This window comes from Caballeronia mineralivorans PML1(12), assembly GCF_001028175.1.
GTDB lineage: Bacteria > Pseudomonadota > Gammaproteobacteria > Burkholderiales > Burkholderiaceae > Caballeronia > Caballeronia mineralivorans.
Genome location: NZ_AEJF01000152.1, coordinates 62,107 through 84,387 on the forward strand (window position 1 = coordinate 62,107; position 22,281 = coordinate 84,387).

The 22,281-nt window shown below is 59.4% G+C and carries 23 protein-coding genes; 6 read left to right on the plus strand and 17 right to left on the minus strand.

Annotation, left to right across the window (positions count from 1 at the left end; translation table 11 throughout):
- Window position 1: 1 nt before the first annotated feature.
- Both EOS_RS43665 and EOS_RS25790 read right to left on the minus strand, forming a co-directional pair.
- Window positions 2-763, minus strand: coding sequence for an HpcH/HpaI aldolase family protein (locus EOS_RS43665; protein WP_053064043.1), 762 nt, complete (start codon window positions 761-763; stop codon window positions 2-4).
- A 121-nt stretch (window positions 764-884) separates the two neighbouring features.
- A complete protein-coding gene (locus EOS_RS25790) occupies window positions 885-1,334 on the minus strand; it encodes a hypothetical protein (RefSeq protein ID WP_047895009.1) in 450 nt (149 codons plus the stop codon).
- Between the two features lie 157 nt (window positions 1,335-1,491).
- Between EOS_RS25790 and EOS_RS48295 the strand changes: the two genes are divergently transcribed.
- Window positions 1,492-2,196 carry an EthD family reductase gene (locus EOS_RS48295; protein WP_047895049.1) on the plus strand — a complete coding sequence of 235 codons (705 nt, stop codon included), beginning with the start codon at window positions 1,492-1,494 and terminating at the stop codon, window positions 2,194-2,196.
- Window positions 2,197-2,216: 20 nt separating this feature from the next.
- Here the strand turns inward: EOS_RS48295 and hpaC are convergent, their stop codons facing one another.
- Together hpaC and EOS_RS25805 are read right to left on the minus strand one after the other, a co-directional pair.
- Window positions 2,217-2,735 carry a 4-hydroxyphenylacetate 3-monooxygenase, reductase component gene (hpaC, locus tag EOS_RS25800; protein WP_047895010.1) on the minus strand — a complete coding sequence of 173 codons (519 nt, stop codon included), beginning with the start codon at window positions 2,733-2,735 and terminating at the stop codon, window positions 2,217-2,219.
- 13 nt (window positions 2,736-2,748) lie between these two features.
- A complete protein-coding gene (locus EOS_RS25805) occupies window positions 2,749-3,942 on the minus strand; it encodes an acyl-CoA dehydrogenase family protein (RefSeq protein ID WP_047895011.1) in 1,194 nt (397 codons plus the stop codon).
- Window positions 3,943-4,038: 96 nt separating this feature from the next.
- Here EOS_RS25805 and EOS_RS25810 point away from each other — a divergent pair, with 96 nt between their 5' ends.
- Window positions 4,039-4,956 carry a LysR family transcriptional regulator gene (locus tag EOS_RS25810; RefSeq protein ID WP_047895050.1) on the plus strand — a complete coding sequence of 306 codons (918 nt, stop codon included), beginning with the start codon at window positions 4,039-4,041 and terminating at the stop codon, window positions 4,954-4,956.
- A 5-nt stretch (window positions 4,957-4,961) separates the two neighbouring features.
- Here the strand turns inward: EOS_RS25810 and EOS_RS25815 are convergent, their stop codons facing one another.
- The 7 genes from EOS_RS25815 to EOS_RS25845 form a co-directional block, all read right to left on the minus strand.
- Window positions 4,962-5,735 carry a class II aldolase/adducin family protein gene (locus tag EOS_RS25815; protein WP_047895012.1) on the minus strand — a complete coding sequence of 258 codons (774 nt, stop codon included), beginning with the start codon at window positions 5,733-5,735 and terminating at the stop codon, window positions 4,962-4,964.
- A 499-nt stretch (window positions 5,736-6,234) separates the two neighbouring features.
- Window positions 6,235-6,594, minus strand: coding sequence for an L-rhamnose mutarotase (locus tag EOS_RS25820; protein WP_047895013.1), 360 nt, complete (start codon window positions 6,592-6,594; stop codon window positions 6,235-6,237).
- A 3-nt stretch (window positions 6,595-6,597) separates the two neighbouring features.
- Window positions 6,598-7,716, minus strand: coding sequence for a mandelate racemase/muconate lactonizing enzyme family protein (locus tag EOS_RS25825; RefSeq protein ID WP_047895014.1), 1,119 nt, complete (start codon window positions 7,714-7,716; stop codon window positions 6,598-6,600).
- A 24-nt stretch (window positions 7,717-7,740) separates the two neighbouring features.
- Complete coding sequence (locus EOS_RS25830) at window positions 7,741-8,592, minus strand: carbohydrate ABC transporter permease (RefSeq protein ID WP_087882001.1); 852 nt, start codon at window positions 8,590-8,592, stop codon at window positions 7,741-7,743.
- Window positions 8,593-8,605: 13 nt separating this feature from the next.
- Complete coding sequence (locus tag EOS_RS25835) at window positions 8,606-9,460, minus strand: carbohydrate ABC transporter permease (RefSeq protein WP_326972950.1); 855 nt, start codon at window positions 9,458-9,460, stop codon at window positions 8,606-8,608.
- A 99-nt stretch (window positions 9,461-9,559) separates the two neighbouring features.
- The gene (locus EOS_RS25840; protein WP_200908707.1) at window positions 9,560-10,894 is read right to left on the minus strand and encodes an ABC transporter substrate-binding protein; all 1,335 of its coding nucleotides are present in this window, start codon (window positions 10,892-10,894) and stop codon (window positions 9,560-9,562) included.
- Between the two features lie 70 nt (window positions 10,895-10,964).
- Window positions 10,965-12,029, minus strand: a complete 1,065-nt coding sequence (locus EOS_RS25845) for an ABC transporter ATP-binding protein (protein WP_047895018.1) — start codon at window positions 12,027-12,029, stop codon at window positions 10,965-10,967.
- 305 nt (window positions 12,030-12,334) lie between these two features.
- Between EOS_RS25845 and EOS_RS25850 the strand changes: the two genes are divergently transcribed.
- Complete coding sequence (locus EOS_RS25850) at window positions 12,335-13,126, plus strand: IclR family transcriptional regulator (RefSeq protein ID WP_047895051.1); 792 nt, start codon at window positions 12,335-12,337, stop codon at window positions 13,124-13,126.
- A 53-nt stretch (window positions 13,127-13,179) separates the two neighbouring features.
- Window positions 13,180-13,563 (plus strand): cupin domain-containing protein, encoded by a 384-nt coding sequence (locus EOS_RS25855; protein ID WP_047895019.1) that lies wholly within the window; start codon window positions 13,180-13,182, stop codon window positions 13,561-13,563.
- Between the two features lie 341 nt (window positions 13,564-13,904).
- Here EOS_RS25855 and EOS_RS25860 read toward each other — a convergent pair whose 3' ends face one another.
- From EOS_RS25860 to EOS_RS25870, 3 genes are all read right to left on the minus strand, one after another.
- The gene (locus EOS_RS25860; protein ID WP_047895020.1) at window positions 13,905-14,879 is read right to left on the minus strand and encodes a VTT domain-containing protein; all 975 of its coding nucleotides are present in this window, start codon (window positions 14,877-14,879) and stop codon (window positions 13,905-13,907) included.
- Between the two features lie 65 nt (window positions 14,880-14,944).
- Window positions 14,945-16,954, minus strand: coding sequence for a bifunctional DedA family/phosphatase PAP2 family protein (locus tag EOS_RS25865; protein ID WP_047895021.1), 2,010 nt, complete (start codon window positions 16,952-16,954; stop codon window positions 14,945-14,947).
- 190 nt (window positions 16,955-17,144) lie between these two features.
- Window positions 17,145-17,738, minus strand: a complete 594-nt coding sequence (locus EOS_RS25870) for a J domain-containing protein (RefSeq protein ID WP_047895022.1) — start codon at window positions 17,736-17,738, stop codon at window positions 17,145-17,147.
- A gap of 186 nt (window positions 17,739-17,924) precedes the next feature.
- Between EOS_RS25870 and EOS_RS25875 the strand changes: the two genes are divergently transcribed.
- A complete protein-coding gene (locus tag EOS_RS25875; protein ID WP_082163520.1) occupies window positions 17,925-18,473 on the plus strand; it encodes a DUF2934 domain-containing protein in 549 nt (182 codons plus the stop codon).
- 613 nt (window positions 18,474-19,086) lie between these two features.
- Window positions 19,087-19,752, plus strand: coding sequence for an H-NS histone family protein (locus EOS_RS25880; RefSeq protein ID WP_047895023.1), 666 nt, complete (start codon window positions 19,087-19,089; stop codon window positions 19,750-19,752).
- A gap of 331 nt (window positions 19,753-20,083) precedes the next feature.
- On the opposite strand, the gene EOS_RS25885 is transcribed toward EOS_RS25880, so the two are convergent.
- The 3 genes from EOS_RS25885 to EOS_RS25895 form a co-directional block, all read right to left on the minus strand.
- Entirely contained in the window at window positions 20,084-20,425 is a 342-nt protein-coding gene (locus tag EOS_RS25885; RefSeq protein ID WP_075645401.1) for a hypothetical protein, read from the minus strand.
- A gap of 397 nt (window positions 20,426-20,822) precedes the next feature.
- Window positions 20,823-21,107: a hypothetical protein gene (locus EOS_RS25890; protein WP_047895025.1), complete on the minus strand. Its 285-nt coding sequence runs from the start codon at window positions 21,105-21,107 to the stop codon at window positions 20,823-20,825.
- 107 nt (window positions 21,108-21,214) lie between these two features.
- The gene (locus tag EOS_RS25895; RefSeq protein ID WP_047895026.1) at window positions 21,215-22,276 is read right to left on the minus strand and encodes a DMT family transporter; all 1,062 of its coding nucleotides are present in this window, start codon (window positions 22,274-22,276) and stop codon (window positions 21,215-21,217) included.
- Window positions 22,277-22,281 lie beyond the last annotated feature (5 nt).

Consider the following 22,281-nt stretch of genomic DNA (forward strand, 5'->3'; position numbering starts at 1 on the left):
CTCAGGCTCTAAGCGCCGTAACGGCTTGTTGGAAGCCGGCACGCACGACTTCAATGTCGCTCGCGGCGACCACGAAATCAAAGCCCATCGCGCGAGCGGCAAGCGCGTCTTGCGTCGAGCCTGTGTAGATGCCGCACGGGAGATTGTTGGCGCGGGCGGCTTTCAAAATGCGCGCGCAGTCCTGTTCGATCACGTCCGGCATGACATCGCCCCGCGATAAAGACAGGTCGCCAGTGCCGATAAACAGATATCCCAACCCTTCCACGGCGGCGATCGCTTCGACTTGCTCCACGCCCGCAAGCGTTTCGATCATCACGCCGATCGAGACATGCTCGCCGTCGTTTTTCATCGCTGCAATGCCGGCAATCAGCGGCCTGACGCCGCCTGCCGAGCGCTGTCCGAAGGGTGGATAGCGGCCGAAGGAAACAGCGCGGCGAGCTTCATCGGCCGATTCGACTAGTGGAACCAGTGCCGAAGCAGCGCCGGCGTCCAGCGCTTCGGCAATGGCTTGAGCGGAGTTCTCGCCCACGCGCACGATCACCGGAACCTGATACCGCATCTGGCCGATCACCGCTTCGAGCGCGGTGCGCTCCCACAACCCATGCTGCCGGTCGATCACGATCAAATCCGGCGCGGCAGTCATGCCAATCTCCACGAGCGGCGTGCTGCCCATTGCGAACCACGCGCACGACAGAGCGCGTTTTTCCGCGAACGCTTTTTGCAGCGAGTGGGGCACGGGGCGGACATCGGGAATTGTTTGCATCGTATAGTTGCAAGGGCTTCTTCAAAAAACGGTTGAAACGCGTTCAATCAGCCGATCTGAAATCGCGTTTACGAAATTCTGAATTCAGATTATTGAGTTCAAAATTGGGCGTCAAGCGTTTTCAACCTCCCTGCGCCATGTCGCGGCCCGACTCAAGCAACGCCCGGATCAGGAACATCTCAGTTTCGTGCGTCGAGCAGATTTGCGCCCATGCGTCGTCGGATTGCGTAGCGAGCCGCCACGTGAAAAGCGTGATGACGGCCGTGCCCGCCGGATGGCCCAACACCGGGCCCTCGAATACGCGCGCGGCATTGCGAAATCGCAAGCCGGCTTCATAGCCGCCGACCTCGTAATCGATCGTCAATGCAACCGGATCGGCATGAATTCGAACCCAGGCTTCAGCGCCCGTGAAGATCGATTCACCAACGAACGTCTGCGCCGCCACCGTTCTGCGCTTCCAGCTTCCCAGCGCCCATAAACCTTGCCGCTCGCCGTCGGCCATCAGTAAAAACGCTCGCTGAGCGTCAGCCTGAACGCGAATGCTGCTGCTATGACAATGCGCGTCGATCACAGTGAGTTTCCGGGTAGTTTTTCAAAAGGGACGTGAACGCCAAAAACTGCGCTCAAAGCTTTTTGCAACATTCTGAATTCAGATTATTATCGGAAACATGGTTCGTCAAGCGACGTTTCCAAATCGTTTTCAGCCTGTTCAACCGGAAGCAAAACTCATGGATGTCTGCCTTTTTCTGATTGCGACCGAGCGCGCAACGACCGACGTGGCGCAAACGGTCGATCCTCAGACGATTCACGACATTGCTGCGACCTTCCCCGGCATCAAGCGCGCCGTGGTCCATGTGCCCGTGCAAGGCGGTGCGAACGATCCGTATCTGCACGCCGAAGCACCGCCGCGTTGCACGCTGCAGCTTTATTTCGACAGTATCGATGCGTTGGAAAACGTCTTGCGCGAAGGCGGCAAGGCGCATGCGCTATTGAATTTGGCGGGATTGAAAGAATGCGATCTTATGCAGCAGGTCATGGCCGTGCGCCGCTTTCCGGTGCCCGATCCAGGTTCGCAACCGGCCGATGATGCACGCTGCACTTACATGGTCAGCTACGAGGGTCCTGCGGAAAATTTGAACGCGTGGCTGGGTCATTACATCGATAGTCACCCGCCGATCATGGCGCGTTTTCCCGGCATTCGAGAGATCGAGATCTACACGCGGATGGATTATCGCGGCGCGCTGCCGGTTGCGCGATCGAACGCGATGCAGCGCAACAAAGTGGTCTTCGATTCGCCGGACGCGTTGAACGCCGCGCTGGCTTCGCCGGTGCGCCACGAGATGCGCGCCGACTTCAAGAACTTCCCGCCGTTCAGCGGTGCGAGCCCGCATTTCCCGGCAATCAGCATTGCGCGCGACTTCAAGAGCGCCTGACGCGCAGCGTGGCTCAGCTTTCAGCAAAGGGCCGGCGTGCTAGCCACACGCGCCAGCCGATGAAAATTACGATCGAAATAAATCAAGCCGTCACCATCGTGCCGGACCACCATATCGGCCACTTCCACGAACATCACCGAGTGCGACCCGACCGTCTTCCTCTCGACAATACGCCCTTCCAGGCTCGCGAGGGCATCGGCCAGAACGGGCGTGCCGAGGAGCCCCGCGGTCCATCTCTGCTGCTCGAAGCGGGCGTTCATCGGCAGCTTGGTCATGCCGGCGAAGTGCCGCGCGAGTTCCTGATGATTACCGGGCAGCACATTGATGCAGATATGGCCATTCCCCGCGAACACCGCGTGCGCCGCGCTCGACTGGTTCACACAGACAAGCATGGTGGGCGGGCTATCCGTTACCGAACAGACCGCGCTCGCGGTGATGCCGCACCGGCCATGCGGGCCATCGGTCGTAATGATGTTCACGGCCGCCGACAGATGCGCCATGGCGTCGCGGAACAATTTGCGGTTATCGACTTCGTTCATGCGGTCTCCCAGCTTACGGATACGGCGTGATCGTGGGCGCGATGCCCGCGAAAATGGCACCCGCGCCGTCGTAGGTCGCTTCGCCCAAAAAGGCGTGCTGCGTGACGACCATGGAATCGCGAACGAGGTGCTGCATCCGGTTGTTCCGGTAGATTGCCGCGACACCGGCCAGCCGGTAAGCCTGCTGGACCACATCCGCACACACATGGGCCGCGTGCGTGGCGCTCAGGCGCAACAGGCTCGCTTGCTCGGGCGTAACCGGGTGGCCGGCCATGATCGCGTCCCAGGCATCTTCGGACGCTTGATAGAAGAACGCGCGGGCGCTGCGCCATTGCGCTTCGGCGCGACCCAGTTCGATGCGAAAGTACGCGCGATCCGCCAGGCGCGGCGCACCGGTCGTGGTTTTCGTGCCGCCGGAGATTTCTGCGGCCAGGTCGAGCGCGGCGCGTGCCAGTCCGACGTTGACTGCCGCGTGGACTTCAGCCTGATACGAAACGGCGGGATATTTGTACAGAGGTTCATCGATCACCGCGCTGCCGCCGCGCACGAAGGTCCACGGATCGGCGACGAACTTGTCTTTCAGACGCAGATCATGGCTGCCCGTGCCCTGCATGCCGACCACATTCCAGTTATCGACGATTTCGACTTCTTCCGCGCGAAACACCGCCGTCAGCGGCTTGCCGGCGTTCGGACTGTCGCTGCCCGCAGGCGCCCCGCCGATGCCCACGCCGATCCAGTCCGCGCCCTTGCAGCCGCTCGCGAAATGCCATTGGCCGCTCACGGTCCAGCCGCCCGCGGCGGCAGCGGCGGGTTGTATGGGGTAAAGACCGCCGGCGAACACCTGGTCCGGGCCGCTCGCGTAGATTTCGCGCTGGGTTTCCACGGACAACGCCGCGAGATACACATTGGCCGAGCCGAACGCAGCCACCCACGCCGCCGACCCGTCCGCTACCGCGATGCGTTCCAGCATGCGCAGGAAATCAGCGGGTGCGAGCGCGTCGCCGCCGAAACACCTGGGCGTGCTTGCGCGGAAAATACGAGCGCGCTTCATGGTCGCGATCATGTCGCGGGGAATGTGCGAGAGCTGATCGAATTCATCGCGCCGCTCGGCGATTTCCGCGATGACATCGTCCAGGGCGAGCGGATTGGCAATCGCGGCCGATGCGTGGGTGAGGGTCGCCAGCTTGGGATCGTCTGCAAGGTTCATCGGGAGCTCCGGCGTGGGTTTGTATCGGTGGAATGACTTGCCCTCAAGATAGAATCGCCCCACACATGCGTCAAATTCGCACCAATAATGGATGCCATGAACCCGACGAATAGCGGCCTCACCGATCTGAACTTGCTGCGCGTATTCCTTGCGATCTGGGACTTGCGCAGCCTCACCGCGGCGGGCGAACGGCTCGGGTTGACGCAACCCGCCGTGAGTCATTCGCTGCGGCGCCTGCGCACCTTGTTCGACGATCCCCTGTTCGTCCGCACGCCGCAAACCATGGTGCCGACCGAGGCCGCGATCCGCCTTCACGGTCCGCTCGACGAAGCGTTCAGCATCATCAGCCTTGCCATGCAGGCGCACGGCCACTTCGATCCCGCGACCGCGTCACGCGTGTTCAAGATATCGATGTCGGATATGTCGGAGTTCTACTTTTTGCCGCCGTTACTCGCCGCGTTGGAAGGCACTGCGCCGAAGATTCGCTTCGAGATCGTGCAGCTCGCGTCCGAGTCGGCGGGTGCGGCCATGCGCGCGGGCGAGATCGATCTTGCGCTCGGCTACGTGCCGGGGCTGGAGGAAGGCTGCATCAGCGACACGCTGTTCTTCGACGAACACGTGTGCCTGGTTCGCGCGGGGCATCCGCTGAAGGTGAAGAAGGCGTCGAAGGAAGATCTGGCCGGTTTGCGATACGTCTATGCAAGCACGAACGCCACGGGGCACCGGATGATCGAACAATGGCTCGCGGAACTCGGCATGGAGCGCGATATCGTGCTGCGGCTACCGCATTTCACAGTGGCGCCGGAGATCGTTCGAAGTACGGATCTCGCGGTGATCTTTCCGCGCAGCATTGCCGAGCGTTTTAATCGTGGGCACGCGTTCCGGTTGCTGCCGTTGCCTTTCGATTTGCCGGCCATCGAAGTGAAAATCCACACGCATGTACGCTTCGCAAGCGATGCCGGCATTCAGTGGCTGCGCGATGTCCTGATGGACATGTTCGCCGTGCAGCCTTGAGGGCGTTACTGCCGGTAGCTGGTGTCGGTGCGGTCCAGGCGGCGAATCAACGCGTCCAGAACCTGATCTCCGCCGCCGAAGCGTGGATCGTATTGAAGCGCGTCGCGTGTCGAGCGCTCGCTGATTTGCGGATCGACAAGCAGTGTTTTGCCGCGCATGGAATGGGTCGCGAGCTGAATTTCGCACGCGCGGTTCAGCGTCCAGATCAGCACGAAAGCATGGCCGAGCGTGGCGCCATGCGCGAGCAAGCCGTGATTGCGCAGAATCATCAGCCGCTTGTTACTCAACGACGCCACCATGCGCGATTTTTCTTCATTGTGGACGGTCGTGCCTTCGAACGTGTGATACGCGACCATGCCGTGCAGTTGCGACGAATAAATGTTGTTGTCTTCCAGCCCCTCCTCCATGCAGGCGACCGCGACGCTCGCCGTGGTGTGGATATGCATGACGCAATGCGCATCAGGGACATTGCCGTGGACGGCGCTGTGGATGGTCAGGCCGGCCGGGTTGACGGGGTACTGACTGTCGCTGAGGACTTTGCCGGTCAGGTCGATCTTCACCAGATTCGATGCGGTGACTTCGTCGTAGGCGAGTCCGAACGGGTTGATGAGGAGTTGATCGTCGGTGCCTGGCACGCGCAGCGTGATGTGGTTGAAGATCAGTTCGTGCCATCCCAGCATGAAGAACACGCGATAGGTCGCGGCCAGTTTGAGACGCGCAGCCCATTCGGAATCGGTGCAAGCAATCGGACGCGTTTCGGTGGTTTCCAGGACAGTCATGTTCAGCTCCAAGTCGGCTTCATTTAGTTTCAAGCGCGTAAGGAATTCTGAATTCACTTTATCAGAACGATTTTTTTGAGTCCATTATTCGTTGCAGTGGCTTGGCAAGCAGTGAATGCCGCCTCTTGGAAAATAGCTGGGGTCAGTTCACTGATACTTACGCAACCGGACAGCGCCATGGGCGAACGCAAGTTTTCCCGGCATCGGCTTTTTCAATGCGCAATACATTTGGTAACAAAGATCAGGGCGCGGTCACTGCGGCTTAATGCTGTCTTAAGTCTCGCGCTTTACGATGGGCCTCATTGATCCCCCTGTAGTACCCCTCTTCAGGCCGCTTTATGCGGCCTTCTTTTTTAGGTACGACGGATGAAGACCCTTTGGCGTTTGTGCACAGTAGCCGTATGCCTGGTCGGTGGTGTCGGCATCGCGGTATGGGTGTTTTCCGTGATCGTGCGTTTCGCCTGAGTTTCGCCTGAGTTTCGCCTGAGTTTCGCCTGATTCACGCGCGCTTCATCTGCGCTTGCATGTTGAATGCAAGTTTCATCGGTTGCCATTCCGTACTCGTTGCATTCGGCAACGGACGTTGAAAACTCGCCATCAACGCGTTCCATTCCATCACGCGCGGATGAACATCCGCACCTGCCACGAGTTTGTCGAAGCTGAAGTCAGGCTCCGTTTCAATCAACATCACCAGCCGCGTTTCACGCCGCCAGATCGTCATATCGATGATGCCTGACGCCCGCAGTGCATCCAGCACTTCAGGCCAGACTGCTTCGTGGTATCGATCGTATTGCGCGATGACCGCGGGGTCGTCACGAAGATCGAGCGCCAGGCAATGGCGTATGACGTTCGTGCTCATGGCTTAAGCCGCCGCGCGGGCATCGACGGCAACATGCGTGCGCTGCGTCGCCTGAATCGCGTCCCAATCCCAATCGATACCAATCCCTGGCTCCATCGGCGCGACGGCATAACCTTGCTCGATCTGGACCTGCTTGCCGGTCAACGCATCGAGTTGCGGGATGTATTCGAGCCACGTCGCGTTCGGCACGGCCGCGCACAAACTCACATGCAACTCCATCAGGAAGTGCGGGCAGATGGACACGTTCATCGTTTCCGCCAGATGTGCCACCTTGAGCCACGGCGTGATTCCCCCCACGCGCGCGACATCGGCCTGCACGATCGAGCATGCATCCGCCTTCAGATAGTCGGCGAATTGCGCCGGGTGATACATCGATTCCCCCACGGCAATGGGCACCGAACTCGACGCGCAAAGCCGCTGATGTGCAGCGATATTTTCAGCGGGCATCGGCTCTTCCAACCACGCCAGGCGCAACGGTTCAAACGCATGAGCACGGCGAATGGCTTCGGATAACGTGAAACCCTGGTTGGCGTCGACCATGATTTCGAAGTCATCGCCCATGGCTTCGCGCACGGCCATGAGCCGCCGTGTGTCTTCCGCCAGATGCGGGCGGCCGACCTTGATCTTCGCGCCGTGAAAACCGGCATCGCGCGCTTGCATGGTTTGATCGACGAGCTCCGTCTCCGATAAATGCAGCCATCCGCCTTCCGTGGAATAGGTGCGCGTACGCGGCTTCGATCCGCCCGCCGCAACCCACAGCGGCACGTTCGCCACGCGCGTGTTGCGATCCCACAGAGCAGTATCGATTGCCGCAAGCGCCAAGCTCGTGATCGCGCCGACCGCGGTCGCGTGCGTGTGGAAAAACAGGTCGCGCCAGATGGCTTCGTATTCGGCGGGGTCTCGCCCGATCAGGCGCGGCGCGAGATGATCGTGCAGCAACGCGACGATGGACGATCCACCCGTGCCAATGGTGTAGGTATAGCCTGTGCCCACGCTGCCATCGCTGCAACGGAGGGTGACCAGCACGGTTTCCTGCACCACGAACGACTGGATCGCGTCCGTGCGTTTGACCTTGGGTTGAAGGTCGATCTGACGGATGTCGACGGTATCTATCGTTGTCATTTTTGGATTTCCTTTAGAGCTCGTTCAGCCTTTCACACCACCGAGCGTCAAGCCCGCGATCAGATGTTTTTGCACGATGAACGTCAGCACGATCGCCGGAATGATGATGATCACGGCCATCGCACACATGCCGGCCCAGTCGACGGAAAACTGCGCGGTGAAGTCCATCAGTCCGACGGGCAGCGTCTTCGTATCGGGGCTTCGGCACAATTGCGTGGCAAGCGCGAACTCGTTCCAGCTAGTGAGAAACGCAAAGATTCCCGCCGATGCAATGCCGCTCTTCGCAAGCGGCAACTCGATTCGCCAGAACGCCTGCCAGCGGTTACATCCATCAATCTGCGCGGCCTGCGACAACTCGATCGGCACCTCGCGAAAGAAGCCATCGATGAGCCATATGGTGAACGGTACGTTCATCGCGAGATAAACGAGGATCACGCCTATGCGCGTATCGAGCAGACCAGTCCACGCCCAAAGCATGAAGATAGGCAGCGACAACGCGATGCCCGGAATCGCGCGCGTGAGCATCAGCGCCACGAACATGAGCTGCTTGTGCCTGAACTCGAAACGCGCGAATGCATAACCGCCGAGCACGCCGACTGCGAGCGCGGCAACCGTGCTGACGCAAGAGATGATCAGCGAATTAACGAAGTACTGGCTGATCGGCAACGACGCCATCTGACCGTAGCCGAACATGCTTTTGAAGTTATCGAGCGTGTAACTCGCGCCGACCAGCGGCGATTGATTCGAGAGGATTGCGACGTTCGAACGGAACGCGTTGAGCACGACCCAAAGCCCCGGCAGGCAGATGATCGCCATCACGATAAACACGCCGGACCACATTGCCGACTTGCGCACGAACGCGCCTTTGATTGCCATATCGCTCATGATGTCAGGCAGGCCCCATGTGTTTGCGCGCGCCGCTCAACTTGCGGAAGAAGTACAGCGTGAAGAGGATGGACACCAGCACCGAGACATACGCAATCGCGTTCGCGTAACCCATGCGAGAGTCGTCGTAAGCGATGCGGCCCACCATCGTCCAGAGCAGTTCCGTGCGTCCGCCCGGACCACCGTTTGTCATGATCCGCACAATGTCGTAGGCACGGCCCACATCGAGCGAACGGATCGTCATGGAGATATAGATGAACGGCATCAGGTACGGTAGCGTCACGTAGCGGAACGTCTGCCATGACGTGCAGCCATCCACCTTCGATGCTTCGATAGGATCTTTCGGCAACGCCATCAAACCAGCGAGCAGGATCACGGCAAAGATCGGCGTCGAGTTCCACACCTCGGCCGCGATCAGCGATGCCAGCGCGGAGTTGGCATCGACGAGAAAGGGAAACGCCGACTTTGCGCCAAACAGCGTCTGCATCAGGTTGTTCACAATGCCCGTGCTGTCGTTGAGCATGAACTTGAACTGGAAGCCGACAAGCACCGGCGAGAACATCATCGGGAACATCATTACGGTGCGCAGTGCGCGCTGCCCTTTCGTCACCTGGTTAAGCAGCAGGGCCACGCCGAGGCCGAGCAGCAGTTCGAGATTCAGCGCAATGGTGAGGAACAAGATCGTGCGACCAAACGCGGCCCAGAAGTCACCATTCGAGAACGCGCGTTCGTAGTTGCGCCAGCCGATCCAGTGCGACAGCGTTTCGGGATCGGTAAGGCGATACGCCGTGAAGCTCGTATAAAACGAGAACAACAGCGGCAGGATCACCACGATCCCCACCGCCAGGAACGCAGGCATAAGCAGCTTGATCGGCAGCGGTATCCGCCTGCGCGGTGTGACTAGCACAGGCTCGCCGCCGATCGAGTAAGGCGTGTTGGATTGCATGTTGATCGTCGGTTACTGGTTATCGGCCGCATCCTGCATGATGTCCGCGACCTTCTTCGCCGCTTTATCCAGGGCTTGCTGCGAGGTTTCATCGCCGATGATCGCCTTCTGCAATTCCGGCCACAACGCGTTGGAGATCTCGTTCCATTGCGCGATGCGCGGCGGCGTGAACGAGTCTTCCTTCGCGGCCTGACTGAAGGTCGCGACCGCGTCCGCCATGAAGTGATCGTCCTTCGCCTTGAACTCCTGCACGATGGCCTGCTGCGCATCAATACGCGAAGGAATCGAGCCGAGGCGCGCTTCCACCATTTGCGAATCCTTGCTCGTCAGGAACTGGATAAAACTCGCTGCCACTTCCGGCCGCGCGCAGACCTTCGTGATCGAGAAGCTATGCGAACCCGACCAGCCCGGCCGCTTGTTACCCGCGCCAAGCGGGGCACGAACCACCCCGACGTTGCCCGCGAGCTTCGACGTCTTCGGATCGTTATAGAACGACGCAAAACCCGGCCAGTCGAGATCGAGCGCAACCTTGCCCGATGCAAAGTTGTTGCCGAGATCGTCCCAAACGTAACTCGGTACGCCCTTCGGCACGACGCCCGCCTTGTAGAGATTCACGAACCAGTCGAGCGTCTTTACGCCGGCCGGTGAATTGAAGGTCGGCTGCATCTTGGCATCGAGTAACTGGCCGCCATTTGCTACCAGCAACGAATAGAACGTGCCCGTCAGCGCTTCGTCCTTGCCGGGAAATTGCGTACCGTAGAAGTTCGGCGCCTTCGTGAAGAACGTCGCCTGTTGGGTGAACTCGGCGAAATTCTTTGGTGGCGTCAGGTCCTGACCAAACTTCTTCTTATAGGCATCGCGATTCTCCGGATCGGCGTAAGCGGTCTTGTTGTAATAGAGCGCTTCTATATCCGTCGATCGCGGGATCTGCACAAGCTGGCCCTTCACCTCGGACTGCTTCAGCAACGCAGGCGCGAAGGCTGCAAGATAGCTCGCGGGGAACAGGCCCTTGAGGTCGCGGAAGATCGGATATTGAGCCGAAAAATTCGTATGATTCGACGACACGCAATAGTCGATATGCTGAGACGCAATGTCCTGCTTCAACTCGCGATCCAGCTCGAAGTGACTCTTGCGCGAGACGATCTCCACCTTCGCGCCGGTCTCTTTTTCCCATAGCGGAATGCGCGTGTAGAGCGCTTCATATTGCACGCCGCCGATCAGCTTGACCCGCAGCGTGTAGCCCTTGTATTCGTTGTCGGCGCGTGCCGCCGTGGTGGCAATCAAACCCGCCAAAGCCAGTACCGACACGGCGATCTTCAGTCCGGTTTTCATCGAATCTCTACCCATGATTCATCTCCTTTGTTATGAGCCGTGACGTCGAGCGGGACGGCTTTCGTGTGGTTTCTTGCGTGATTTTTCAGCGCAGCCGGCGGCTGGTGCTGGTATCGAAGACGAGGGTGTTGTCCAGCTCGGCGTCGAGCCGGATGCCCTGCTCCGAGCGCAGCAACAAACGGCCGTTCACGATGACGCAACAGCGTTGCCCCGCGACCGTGCCAAATAACTCTGTAGACGCGCCGGTCGGTTCGACTACATCGACGTTGAACGGAATGCCGCCCGCCTCTGCCACCAGCAGATGCTCCGGCCGCACGCCGACCGTTACTTCCTGGCCGTCACGAGCGTTGACCACCGGCACCCGCAACGAAAAATCGCCGATACGCACCCTCGCTCCGCTGCCTTGCAACTCATAGCGGCCGCTAAAAAGATTCATCGACGGCGAGCCGATAAAACTCGCGACGAACAGGTTGTCGGGGTCATCGTAGAGTTCGAGCGGCGCACCAATCTGCTCGATCACGCCACCATTCAGCACGACGATGCGATCCGCCATCGTCATTGCTTCGATCTGATCGTGGGTGACATAGACCGTTGTTGCGCGCAGGCGCTGATGCAGCGCCTTGATCTCTGCCCGCATCTGCACGCGGAGCTTTGCATCGAGATTCGAAAGGGGTTCATCGAAGAGAAAAACCTTGGGATCACGCACGATCGCGCGGCCCATCGCCACGCGTTGCCGCTGACCGCCCGACAAGTGGCGCGGATAGCGTCCAAGTAAATCCTGAAGCCCAAGAATGGTTGCCGCCTGATTTGCACGCGCCGCGATTTCATCGGGCTTCAGATCGCGCAGCTTCAGTGCGAACGTCAGGTTCTCCAGCACGCTCATATGCGGATATAGCGCGTAGTTCTGGAACACCATCGCGATGTCGCGATCCTTCGGCGGCAGGTCATTAACAACGCGGCCATCGATCAGAATCCGTCCATGTGTCACGCCCTCTAGCCCCGCCAGCGCGCGCAGCAATGTCGACTTGCCGCAACCGCTCGGTCCCACGAGCACGAGGAACTCGCCGTCCGCAACAGTCAGGTCGATCTGCTTTAACACCTGTACGGCGCCGAACGACTTTTGCACCTGTTTGAATGCCACTTCAGCCATCAGCGTTGCCTCCTATGTCGACCGGAGTTAGCGCTTTAGCGCTTACTCCGGTCCCATGCAGATGTTTGCTATGCGAATCACTCCGCGCTGCGGATTTCGTGTCTCGCACCTCTCGCGGACCACTTTTCCATTGATGCAAATCATTTTAAAGATAAAACGATCTTTCATATATGAATTTTCATCGGTGTTTTCCCGATACCCGCAGGAGCCTTTTTCCGTCGACGATGGCATCGAACATGAAGGTTGCGCCGGTCTACAATCACGCCGTATGGAAGGCGGACACTTGGCTTAGGCAAGGAGGGGTTTTGGACAACACGCGATATTCGGCGCCGGCGCTCGAAAAGGGGCTGGACATCATCGAACTGCTGGCGAGTCATCCAGAGGGGTTGTCACTGGCTGACCTGGGAAAGACGCTCGGGCGCACGACAGCAGAGATTTTTCGCATGGTCGTCACGCTGGAGACGCGTGGATATCTGCTGGCGATGGGCGATCGATACGTGTTGTCGTTGTTGCTGTTCCAACTTGCTCATCGACATCAGCCGGTACGGTCGCTAGTGACCACCGCGCTGCCGTTGATGACGCAACTCGCCAACGACGTCAGGCAATCGTTCCATCTATGCGTGTATCAGGACGGTCGCGTGTTGATTGTCGCGGGCGTGGAGAGTCCGGAACGCTGGGGCTTTTCGTTGAAAGTCGGAACGCTGATCGGCATGACCGATACCGCTTCGGGACAGGTGCTGATGGCGTTCCAGGAAGAGCTGGAACGCAAACGGATGCTTAAGCTGCATGTGCCTGTGGATGGAGAATTACCCGTCGACGCAAAACAACTTGCTGCGGATCTGGCGCGGATCAAGGAACGCGGACATGCGCGCATGCCTAGCCGTCAGGTCAAGGGCGTCAAGAATCTCGCTTATCCGGTGTTTGGACGAAACGGGCACGCGATTGCTTCGTTGACGACGCCGTTCATAGAACGCATCGACAAAGCACCCGTGCCTGCGATGAACGAGGTGGGGGAACGGATGAAAGCAGCAGCGCAAACGCTGACGGAGCTAATGGGGTTAAATGTGTATTGGGAGCCGGGCGTGGGCGTGAACTGAACCACGCGCCTTCCACGCTGCTGCTTCGGAATTAATTAAATGGAGAATTGAATATGAACCTGGCCTTTTCCGCCGGCCCTATCGATCTACAGGCCGCGTTCGACGCCGTCACCGAGTATTGGTCTCCCAAGGTCGTAGCGCAGGTAAATGACCAATACGTGAAAGTTGCCAAGGTTCGGGGCGAACTGGTCTGGCACAGCCACGCGGGCGAAGACGAACTGTTCTACGTCGTTCGAGGGAATTTGCGGATCGAATACGAAGGCGAGCGAGCGGTCCATCTGCATGAAGGATCGATGCACGTTGTGCCCCGCGGCGTTCTGCATAATCCGGTCGCGGAAGAGGAATGCTGGATTGTATTGATCGAGCCGGTGACGACCAAACATACCGGCGATGTAGACAGCCCGCTCACGAAATCGCTTGCGCAGCAATTGGCGTGACCAAGCGTGATGGATCTGTGAAAAATCGCAGCGCATCCGGCGACCAGACGTCTCGCCTCGTCCAGCCGCCGGCACGCTACCTCTCCCCTCGTTAACTTCTAATTCGCTTCGTTTCACTCGCCGGTTACACGCCCCCGTTGTTCTATCCCCGTCGCGTCGTCACCGGCTTCTCCTACGCTGAACTTGCGTCAGCTTGTCCCCGTCTGATTCGTTAGGCTTATTTAGCCACGAGTTTTTCGTCCGCGCATCCCCACTAAAGCAGGCATACAAATGGGCATGTGAGCCCTGAGCAGCCCAGGACTCACGGGTACGATCATGGAGCCTTGTAGTATCGGCGATCGCTAAGAAGGTGCCATCGATACTGTGAATGCATTCAAATCCGGTGGCAGCCGCTCGACCGCATAACCACGACGCACCCATTCGTCCAGCCCGCCGTATAAAACGCGAACGTTCACAACGCCTTTTTCGAGCAATTGCTTGCGAGCTTTCCTGACTGCCGCATCGTTCGGATACATGCCGTAGACAACGATATTGCTCGCCGAAAAATTGGCATCCATGGTTCCCAGCGATTTCAAGTCAAGCAGCAAAGCCCCCGGGATTCGATACGACTCCTCGCGCCGAACCGACACCGTGCGCGCATCGAGAATCAAGGGCGGCGTGCTTGAACGCATCATGCGGTCAAGCCGCTCCGGCGAGACGATCCTGCGGCTCAGCCACTTTCGAAAACGCCAGCGCAGGACATATCGATACGTCAGGTAAAAAACGGCAGCCATGACCAGCACATCGAGTATCGATCCGCCGTAGGGCCTAAGCAAAATCAGCAGCAGTGCGAGCTGCCGCTCGAACAACGCGCCGCCAAGCAACCAGAATGAAGCCCACGTCACCGTGCCCAAAGCGTCCCATGCAACAAACACTGCCGGTGCGATAAGCGTGGTGCCCATCAGCGGCGGCGTAATGAGGGCAAGGCCCGGAACAAACTTCGATACCGCCACGATCGGCACGCCAAAACGCTCGAACAAGGCGCGCGTGGTCCGCACACTCGCATCGAGTGACAAGGACATACGCCCGAGGATATGAGTCAGACGGCGTCCATAGATGCGCCCCGCCGAAAACCACACGCAGTCGCCGATCAACGCGGCGAGCACCGCGGCACACAGTACGTGAGAGAACACCAGCGATCCGCCGGCGATCGCGGAACCGGCGAAGATAAGCACGGGGATAGCCGGCAGCGGTGCACCAAGCCGCGTGACCAGCACATTGGCGAAGACCGCCACGCTTCCCCAGTTTGCGATTGCCGATGGTGGAATTTGTATCAAGTACTCGCCTCCTGGAGCATTCGACCCCGCGTTGCCGCCGCTTCATTTCATCGTGTGTTCAAAACTCATTGCCCTTCGGACTCCACGAGCGTCACCGGAATGCCGCCGCAGCCCGCGCTTCGCGCCACCTCGAGGCCGTGCCATGGCGATGCCTCTCCGTGTGCGGCAATCATCGAATCGATTCGCTTGTCCGGCCGCAGGACATTGAATGGCCACGACGGCCGCAGCAGCCGCTCGTGAACCAGCGAGCCAAGCCAGATAGGTGTGGGCGGCTGCCCGCCCCGGTGCTGCACGGCATATTGAGTCGGCCAGAATCGCAGGACATCGCGTTCGTCGGCATTCATGTGAGCGCGCGTGAATATCAGCGCCGACGGTTCGCCATTGTTCAACCTCGGCAACACCGGTAGCGCCGTGGCCGCCACGTTCGGTGAAACAAGCGACAGAATGCTGTGCGTGGACAAACGCGACCCTTCTGTCCACCCTCTGCGCTCCAGTTGAGCGCTGATCTGCTCGGCTGTCGCGGCCCATTGGACGGTGATCGGTTCGAGCCGGTCGCCGTCCATGCTTGACCGGTAGCAGGAAAAGGTCCGCCACACGGTATCCGTCCATTGCAACGGCGTCACCACGATAGCGGGCGGCGCCGGTTCAGCCGCCATCGCCTCTAGGCTCGTCCTGAATTGCAACGCGACGCTCGCGCACACGACCGCCAGAACGGCCACCGGCATCATGGCGCGCGGCACCGGTTTCGCGGGGTATCGCCACACGGCGGTCAACGCAACAACAAAGACCCAGGTGGCTGCAAGGGCGGCTCCGCCGACTGCATCGGAGAAGGTGAAGTGGCCGAAATAAAGTCCCGAGAACGCGACCGCAACCAGGATGGCGACAGTTGCCGTTGCGACCAGTATTCTCGCCACGCCACCCACCCGACGCGCCAGCAAGAACGACAGGAAGCCGTAGATCACGACACTGGCGGCAACGTGATTGCTGGGAAACGCGCGCAGGCTGGACGCCACCGCGCCCGGAAGCGGCCGCTGGATCGTGATCTGGATCGCCAGGATCAATAGCTGGGAAAACGTCACGGCGGTCAGCCAGTACGCGACGGTGCGCCAGCGGCGTTCAAACACCATCCACACGACTACCAGCACCGTCAGCGCAGCCAGCGTCGGCACGCTGCCTAGCGTGGTGAGCACGGCGAGGATCACGTCGCCCCACGAGGACCGGAACGACTGGAGAAAGCGATAGACCGACACATCGATCTGGACCAGCGGTTCGCCGTGCGAGACGCCATGCAGCGTGGAAAAGAACACGGCGGCGGAAGCAAGCAGCAACACGGAGATGATCGCGATAAGCGCAGCGGCCTGATGCTTGGGATCCAGAATGCCGAGGACAAAGCGGCCGGTTGCGCCGTGATGGTGACGTGCCCAATGCAGCAGACTTCGACGCGAGGAGTCCGTCCAGGCCCGCGCATGCGACACAAGGAGACTCGTCAGCCGGAACGTCAGCCAGGTTGCGACAACGAGAATGGCAAGCACGGCGACGAGCCGGAACGACACAGCCCCCGCCAGTTCGATCGACGCCCCGAAGACAACACCCGGAAGAATATGCACGGGCGCCCAGACCAGCGCCGAAACGATGTTGATCACCAGGAAGCGTAACGGCCGCATCCCCAGCATGCCCGCCACGACGGGAACAACCGCTCGCAGCGGCGCGATGAAGCGCGCAAAGATCACGCTTTTTGCGCCGTGCGCTTCGAAGTAGCGTTGCCCCGCTGTCAGCATGCCGGGGTGTGCGCGGAACGGCCACAACTTCGCGATGGTTTCCTTATGGCTGCAGCCGAACCAGTAGCTTGCGGCGTCGCCCGCTACGGCACCTGCAATGGCGCAGGCGAATACCCAGCCGAGATTGAGCGAACCGGTGCCGACCAGCGCGCCCGCAACGAACATGGCGGTGCTGCCCGGAACGAAGGTACCGATAAACGCAATGGATTCGAAAAATGCTGCGAGTAATACGACCGTGAGAGCCCACGCAGGATGCCCCGAAAGCACATGCAGCAATTTGAAGTAGGCATGCTCCATCGGCATCTCCGGACCGTACTTTCCTGGCTTTTACTTTAACTAGATTATGTTCCTGCCAAGCGGTTATTGCGTCGGTCATGTCCGCCAGTTTCCGCTGCCCGCGTTGAGCGACAGTGGGGGCAAGTACGCTAGGGGAACGTAGCAAGACTGCGACCTGGCAAGACCAGAGCGGTCTGGGAGAGGCGCTCGGTTACGAGCGCAGCACATTCCAGAACGGCAACCAGATGTCGGAAAACGAGCGCACGCGATCCGTGGCTACCGGATCCTCTTCTTGCTGGTCGTCGTGAGTCTCCTGAGCGATGTCCTCAGGTTCCGCCGATGCAACCTCGGCCTGCCTGGACGCGTGTAGCGCAAGCGCGCTATCGGCGATGCGACAAGCAAGCTCGTCGTCGCAACCATGGCCGAGCAACACCCCGCGGACCACGTCGCGGTTATACCCCTGAGTGGCGAAGCGCATCGCCAACGCGATCGTGCTGGCGTATTCCGCTTCCTCTGCCGCGCGAGCCGCAGCCTCGCGTTCTGCCTGCTCCTGTTCCTCGCGCCGCCGCTGCTGCTCCTGGCGCTTCATTTCCTCAGCAAAAACGGAGTCGTAGACCTGCCTTTGCGCGGGGTCGGACAGAATGGCGTAAGCATTTCGAATGTCAAGGAATGCAGCTCGCGCGGCATGCTCCTGACCGACGTTGCGGTCCGGATGCCAGCGCATGACCGCTTTCCTGTAAGCCCGTTTTATCTCTTCGGCCGTCGCATCTTCCGGGACGGACAAGGTGTCATATAAGGTTGTCATCGCGATACCTCAAACTTATCCGCGAGACATCCTAGCACGGGAAAAAAGACATTTTTATAGCGTGGCATGATCTAAGCACGCGCAGCGCCTGGCCGATCCTACAAACAATAAAGCGCTCCGAATGCGGCGTCCGCTCGTCAACACGCGAGGCGATGCTCCTGTAACATAAACGCATGAATACGCGAAATGGTTAATGGAATGCACAACAAATCTTTGGAAGAAAAGCTTCGTTTGCACGCATACCATCTATGGGAAGCGGACGGTCGTCCAGAAGGACGCTCTGCCGAGTATTGGGAGAAAGCGCGCGCTTTGCTCGATCAGGAGGCTGCAGCGGCCGCGCCAGTTGTGCCGGTCGTGCCGGTTACGCCGCCCGATGAGGCTGCCGACGCGAGCGCTATTCCCAAGCAATCCGCGAAGAAGCCGGCCAAGGCAAAGTCAAAAGTGACGCCTCCCGGTGAGGAGAACATCAAGACATCAAAGACCAAGGCTAAGGCCAAGCCCAAGGACGACTCGAAGGTCGCGCGCAAGGCGGCGGCTAAGACGGCGGCCAAACCCAAGGCTGCCGATACCGATACCGCTGCCAAAAAGCCAAAGGCCACCGCTAAGACGGCGGTCAAGCCGAAAGCAATCACCGAGGCGGCGGAAAAACCCGGTAAGAAACCGGCAGTTGAAAAAGCTCCGGCTAAGCCGGCGTCTAAAGCAGCGTCCAAGGTTTCGAAGACCCCGAAGAAGTAGCATGACGCGTGCTGATTGTTTATCGCCGGATAGTGCCATTGGCGAGCAATAGTCCGGTCCATATTTTTGTGGAGCAAATATGCGAAGATTTTTCGCGGTTGTCTTGTTGGCCGCTGCAGCAAGCGCCGCCGCTCCATCGGTGGCTGACGCACGGCCCCGGATGGAATGCCGGCGCGTCTGGGTCCATGGGCACTATGTGCGGCGCTGCCGTCCGTTGCCGCCGCCGAGACACCATCACCATCATCATCGTCCGCCGCACCATCGGCCGCCTCCTCACCGATACTAAATAACGCTCTCCGAACCCGTCGTTTCGCCAATCTGCATCGGTATCCTGTACGTTTACAAACGAGGGCTAACCGCCATCGGTCTCGTGCCGTTGAATAACGCAGCGGAGAGCGGCAACACCTGCATTCCCTCTATTTGAATACACCACAAGCTGAGCGAATCGATGCCCAAGCATTCAACGCGCTAGGCGTAAAGCTTGGTCTTTTGTCATGGAATGAAACAAAGTGTATTAAGTCCTGCGCGCCTTAAATATTACGGCGCTATTAGCCGCTTCCGAAATCAGAGAGCACATGGCATAGTGCGGGCAACCACTCTTAAGGAAACCATAATGCCGACTCTGGAACAGATTCAAGCCAAGCTGAAAAAGCTGCAGGCGCAAGCGGAAGCTCTGATCGCAAAGCGGGCGCAATCCGTCCTCAACGACATCCGCAAACTAATGGATGAGCATGGACTGACTACCGCTGACATCGACGCTCACTCATCCACAAAGAAGCCCCGCGGCCGACCGGCGGGCACAACATCCAAGGCTAAGTCCAAGGAAAAAGCAGCGGCTAACGCGAAGCTGCCTGCCAAGTATCGCAACCCCAAAACCGGCGCCACGTGGAGCGGCTGGGCCCGGCCGCCGCTGTGGATCAAAGACGTTAAGGACCGCACGAAATTCTTGATCGATGGTCACAGCGAAAGCAATGCTGCTGAAGCAAGCGCGACAAAACCTGCAAGCAAGAAGGCAGCAAAGAAAGTTTCCGGCAAGAAAGTAGCAGCGAAAACGCTAAGTGCGAAGGCGCCGGCAAAGAAGGCAGCCGCCAAGAAAGCGACGGCGGCGAATGTTCCTGCGAAGAAGATGGCAGCCAAGAAAGCAACGACGAAACGCGTGTCGGTGAAGAAGGCTTCCGCCACGAAGAAATCCACAACCAGCGCAAGCAAAACGAACTCTGCGGCTATTCAGGATTCAGGCGGGCGTGCATTGGCCGTATCGGCTACACCTGCCATTTAATGGACAGCGAGAGCGCCCCCCGTCGATGAACGAGGGGCTCGCTAATCCTGGCGAAATGATCTTTTACCCGTGATCGCTCAGCCGCACTGAGCCTGGAAAATTTGACCGGGCTTATGACGGCCGCGGTAAAGCTTTCCCGGAAAACGCTGCGTTTGGCGTTAGATCAACTAGGCGATGCGCAAGGGCCATTCGTTCCGCTTGGCCGTAGTTCAATACAGGCGCTTGGCGCATCCAAAGGCGTTCGCCGGATATCGGTTACTAACAAACTATCCGGCAAGTCGAACGCACAGATATCAGTAGTCGCGCGGCAAAGCTACTCGGGGCATTCTTCTTAGCCGTGGCCACCGCCGTGCCCGCCACCGCTAGCGTGTCCGCCGCCACCCTGCCACTGCCCGCCGCCACCGCCACCGCCGCCGTGCCAGCCACCACCGTGATGGCCGCCGCCGTACCCGTGGTCCCAACCATGCCAGTAACCGCCGTGATCATGGTCGTGATAGCCGCCCCAGCCTCCACCAACGTAGATCCCGCCACCGTAGACAGACGGATATCCGTAGTAGTACGGTGCCGCGTAACCCGTTGCATAGGGGTCGGGATATCCATATCCATAACCCGGCGCAACGGCACAGCCGCCTAGACACGCAACAAGTGCGAATAGTGCAATTGGCTTAAGCATGTGATGGTCTCCCGCGCTTCTTAAGTAGGAGCCGAGCAACCGTGCTTAGTTCAAGCGCAATTGTGTCTCTGGATTACAGAGCGAAGTCGGCTAAAGCGCGTGGCGGAAGAAACATATCGTCGGCGAAATCCAGACACGACTAAGGCTTCGCTTCTTTCCCGCTTCTTTCCCGCTTCTTTCGCGCTTCTTTCCGCTATGCACAAGACTGTGTTTCCTTAAGCGATGCCGATACCTCAGCCGCAAGAAACTTTCGCAGCGTCCCACATCAAGTCAATCCTAATCCAAGACGACGCAGCCAGCCTATAAAACCGCGATAGCGCCACGGCTCGGCTAACAGCAAAAGCGTGCACGCCGAGGAAAATTCCCGGCGTCCCGTACACGCTGGTGCGGCATCGCCCTACTGCCCATTCTTAACAACGCCGTTTGCGCTATTCGGTGCCATCGCGCCCATATCGGCGCTATTTTTCGTCCCTTGGTATTGCATATTGCCGGGCATGGAATTCGTCCGAGTGGCAACGGGGTCGCCCCAATGGGTCATTCCTGACGTGGCCGCGCCGTGAGCATTGCCCCCGCCCGAGCCGCCATTCCCGTTGCCGCCGCCTTGCGCGAATACTGCCGTCGAAGCGCACAAGGACGCGACCGACACGCCCGCCAGAATCACTTTCCGCATTGCCTTGTCCATGGTTTTTCTCCATTAGCCGCGAGTGCGAGGTTGCGTCGCGTCAAGGCTATATACGGCGCAGGCGGGACGCTGGATGCACGGCAAAACGAATTGAAGAAATCCCGCGCTTAGTGAATGTGGCGATGGTGGATATCGGGGAAATGTCCATGCGTATGCGTCATGGGCACATGTCGATGCGGATGGGTGTGCGGCTCGTCTCCATCCCACTTGAAATCATGCGTGTGCTGGTGATGCTCGTCATGGCGGTGCCGGTGATTGTGGTCCATCAACACGTGCGTGTGCGCGTGCTCGTGCCGCTCACGAATGTGCAGCCACACGCCCAGCACCATCAACGCGGCTGCCACCCAAAACAAAACACCCGGCATATCCGGCCACAGGATCAGCGAGAGCGTCACGCCGAATAGCGGCGCCACTGAAAAATACGCGCCCGTGCGCGCAGTGCCGAGGTTGCGCAACGCGACGACGAACAAAACCAGGCTTACGCCGTATCCAGCCAGACCGGTGAACATGGCCGCCGCCGTCTTGCCGAAACCGGGAAGATGCGCGCCGAGCAGAAGGGCAATGCCCAGATTCACCGATCCGGCGATCAAGCCCTTCAGACAGGCAATAACCATGGCGTCATTCGTCGATACTTTGCGCGTCAGGTTGTTGTCGATCGCCCAGCACACACACGCGGCGGCAACCAGCAACGCGCCGGCGGATACGCCGGACGCGCCCGGCTGCCATGACAGCGCAACGCCGCCCGCGACTATCGCCACCATGCCGAGAAAAATCTGCGCGTCCACATTCTCACGAAACACGACCCACGCGATGACCGCCGTAAACACGCCCTCGAGGTTCAGCAACAGCGAACTCGTCGCGGCTGGCGTGGTGCTCAGGCCGAACATCAGCAGCACCGGGCCCGCGACACCCCCGGCGGCTATTGCGCCCAACAACCAGGGCACTTCAGCCAACTGAATCCGGCTCTCGTTAGCGCGCTCTTTTTCGGAGCGCCTGACGCGCTGAAACGCGATCGCTACGGCCAGGCCAACACCGCTGCCCAGGTAGAACAAACCCGCGACCATGAAGGGCGACATCGTGCCAAGAAGCGTCTTGGCTAACGGCGTTGTCGCGCCAAAGAGGGCGGCAGCGAGAAGCGCCGTGAAGGCGGCGTTGTAGCGGACAGACATGGATT

What these genes read in the sequence shown, in the direction of transcription:
- EOS_RS43665 (WP_053064043.1), bottom strand. Translation starts at nt 763, where the DNA reads ATGCAAACAATTCCCGATGTCCGCCCCGTGCCCCACTCGCTGCAAAAA.
- EOS_RS48295 (WP_047895049.1), top strand. Translation starts at nt 1,492, where the DNA reads ATGGATGTCTGCCTTTTTCTGATTGCGACCGAGCGCGCAACGACCGAC.
- hpaC (WP_047895010.1), bottom strand. Translation starts at nt 2,735, where the DNA reads ATGAACGAAGTCGATAACCGCAAATTGTTCCGCGACGCCATGGCGCAT.
- EOS_RS25805 (WP_047895011.1), bottom strand. Translation starts at nt 3,942, where the DNA reads ATGAACCTTGCAGACGATCCCAAGCTGGCGACCCTCACCCACGCATCG.
- EOS_RS25810 (WP_047895050.1), top strand. Translation starts at nt 4,039, where the DNA reads ATGAACCCGACGAATAGCGGCCTCACCGATCTGAACTTGCTGCGCGTA.
- EOS_RS25815 (WP_047895012.1), bottom strand. Translation starts at nt 5,735, where the DNA reads ATGACTGTCCTGGAAACCACCGAAACGCGTCCGATTGCTTGCACCGAT.
- EOS_RS25820 (WP_047895013.1), bottom strand. Translation starts at nt 6,594, where the DNA reads ATGAGCACGAACGTCATACGCCATTGCCTGGCGCTCGATCTTCGTGAC.
- EOS_RS25825 (WP_047895014.1), bottom strand. Translation starts at nt 7,716, where the DNA reads ATGACAACGATAGATACCGTCGACATCCGTCAGATCGACCTTCAACCC.
- EOS_RS25830 (WP_087882001.1), bottom strand. Translation starts at nt 8,592, where the DNA reads ATGGCAATCAAAGGCGCGTTCGTGCGCAAGTCGGCAATGTGGTCCGGC.
- EOS_RS25835 (WP_326972950.1), bottom strand. Translation starts at nt 9,460, where the DNA reads ATGCCTGCGTTCCTGGCGGTGGGGATCGTGGTGATCCTGCCGCTGTTG.
- EOS_RS25840 (WP_200908707.1), bottom strand. Translation starts at nt 10,894, where the DNA reads ATGGGTAGAGATTCGATGAAAACCGGACTGAAGATCGCCGTGTCGGTA.
- EOS_RS25845 (WP_047895018.1), bottom strand. Translation starts at nt 12,029, where the DNA reads ATGGCTGAAGTGGCATTCAAACAGGTGCAAAAGTCGTTCGGCGCCGTA.
- EOS_RS25855 (WP_047895019.1), top strand. Translation starts at nt 13,180, where the DNA reads ATGAACCTGGCCTTTTCCGCCGGCCCTATCGATCTACAGGCCGCGTTC.
- EOS_RS25865 (WP_047895021.1), bottom strand. Translation starts at nt 16,954, where the DNA reads ATGGAGCATGCCTACTTCAAATTGCTGCATGTGCTTTCGGGGCATCCT.
- EOS_RS25870 (WP_047895022.1), bottom strand. Translation starts at nt 17,738, where the DNA reads ATGACAACCTTATATGACACCTTGTCCGTCCCGGAAGATGCGACGGCC.
- EOS_RS25875 (WP_082163520.1), top strand. Translation starts at nt 17,925, where the DNA reads ATGGTTAATGGAATGCACAACAAATCTTTGGAAGAAAAGCTTCGTTTG.
- EOS_RS25880 (WP_047895023.1), top strand. Translation starts at nt 19,087, where the DNA reads ATGCCGACTCTGGAACAGATTCAAGCCAAGCTGAAAAAGCTGCAGGCG.
- EOS_RS25885 (WP_075645401.1), bottom strand. Translation starts at nt 20,425, where the DNA reads ATGCTTAAGCCAATTGCACTATTCGCACTTGTTGCGTGTCTAGGCGGC.
- EOS_RS25890 (WP_047895025.1), bottom strand. Translation starts at nt 21,107, where the DNA reads ATGGACAAGGCAATGCGGAAAGTGATTCTGGCGGGCGTGTCGGTCGCG.
- EOS_RS25895 (WP_047895026.1), bottom strand. Translation starts at nt 22,276, where the DNA reads ATGTCTGTCCGCTACAACGCCGCCTTCACGGCGCTTCTCGCTGCCGCC.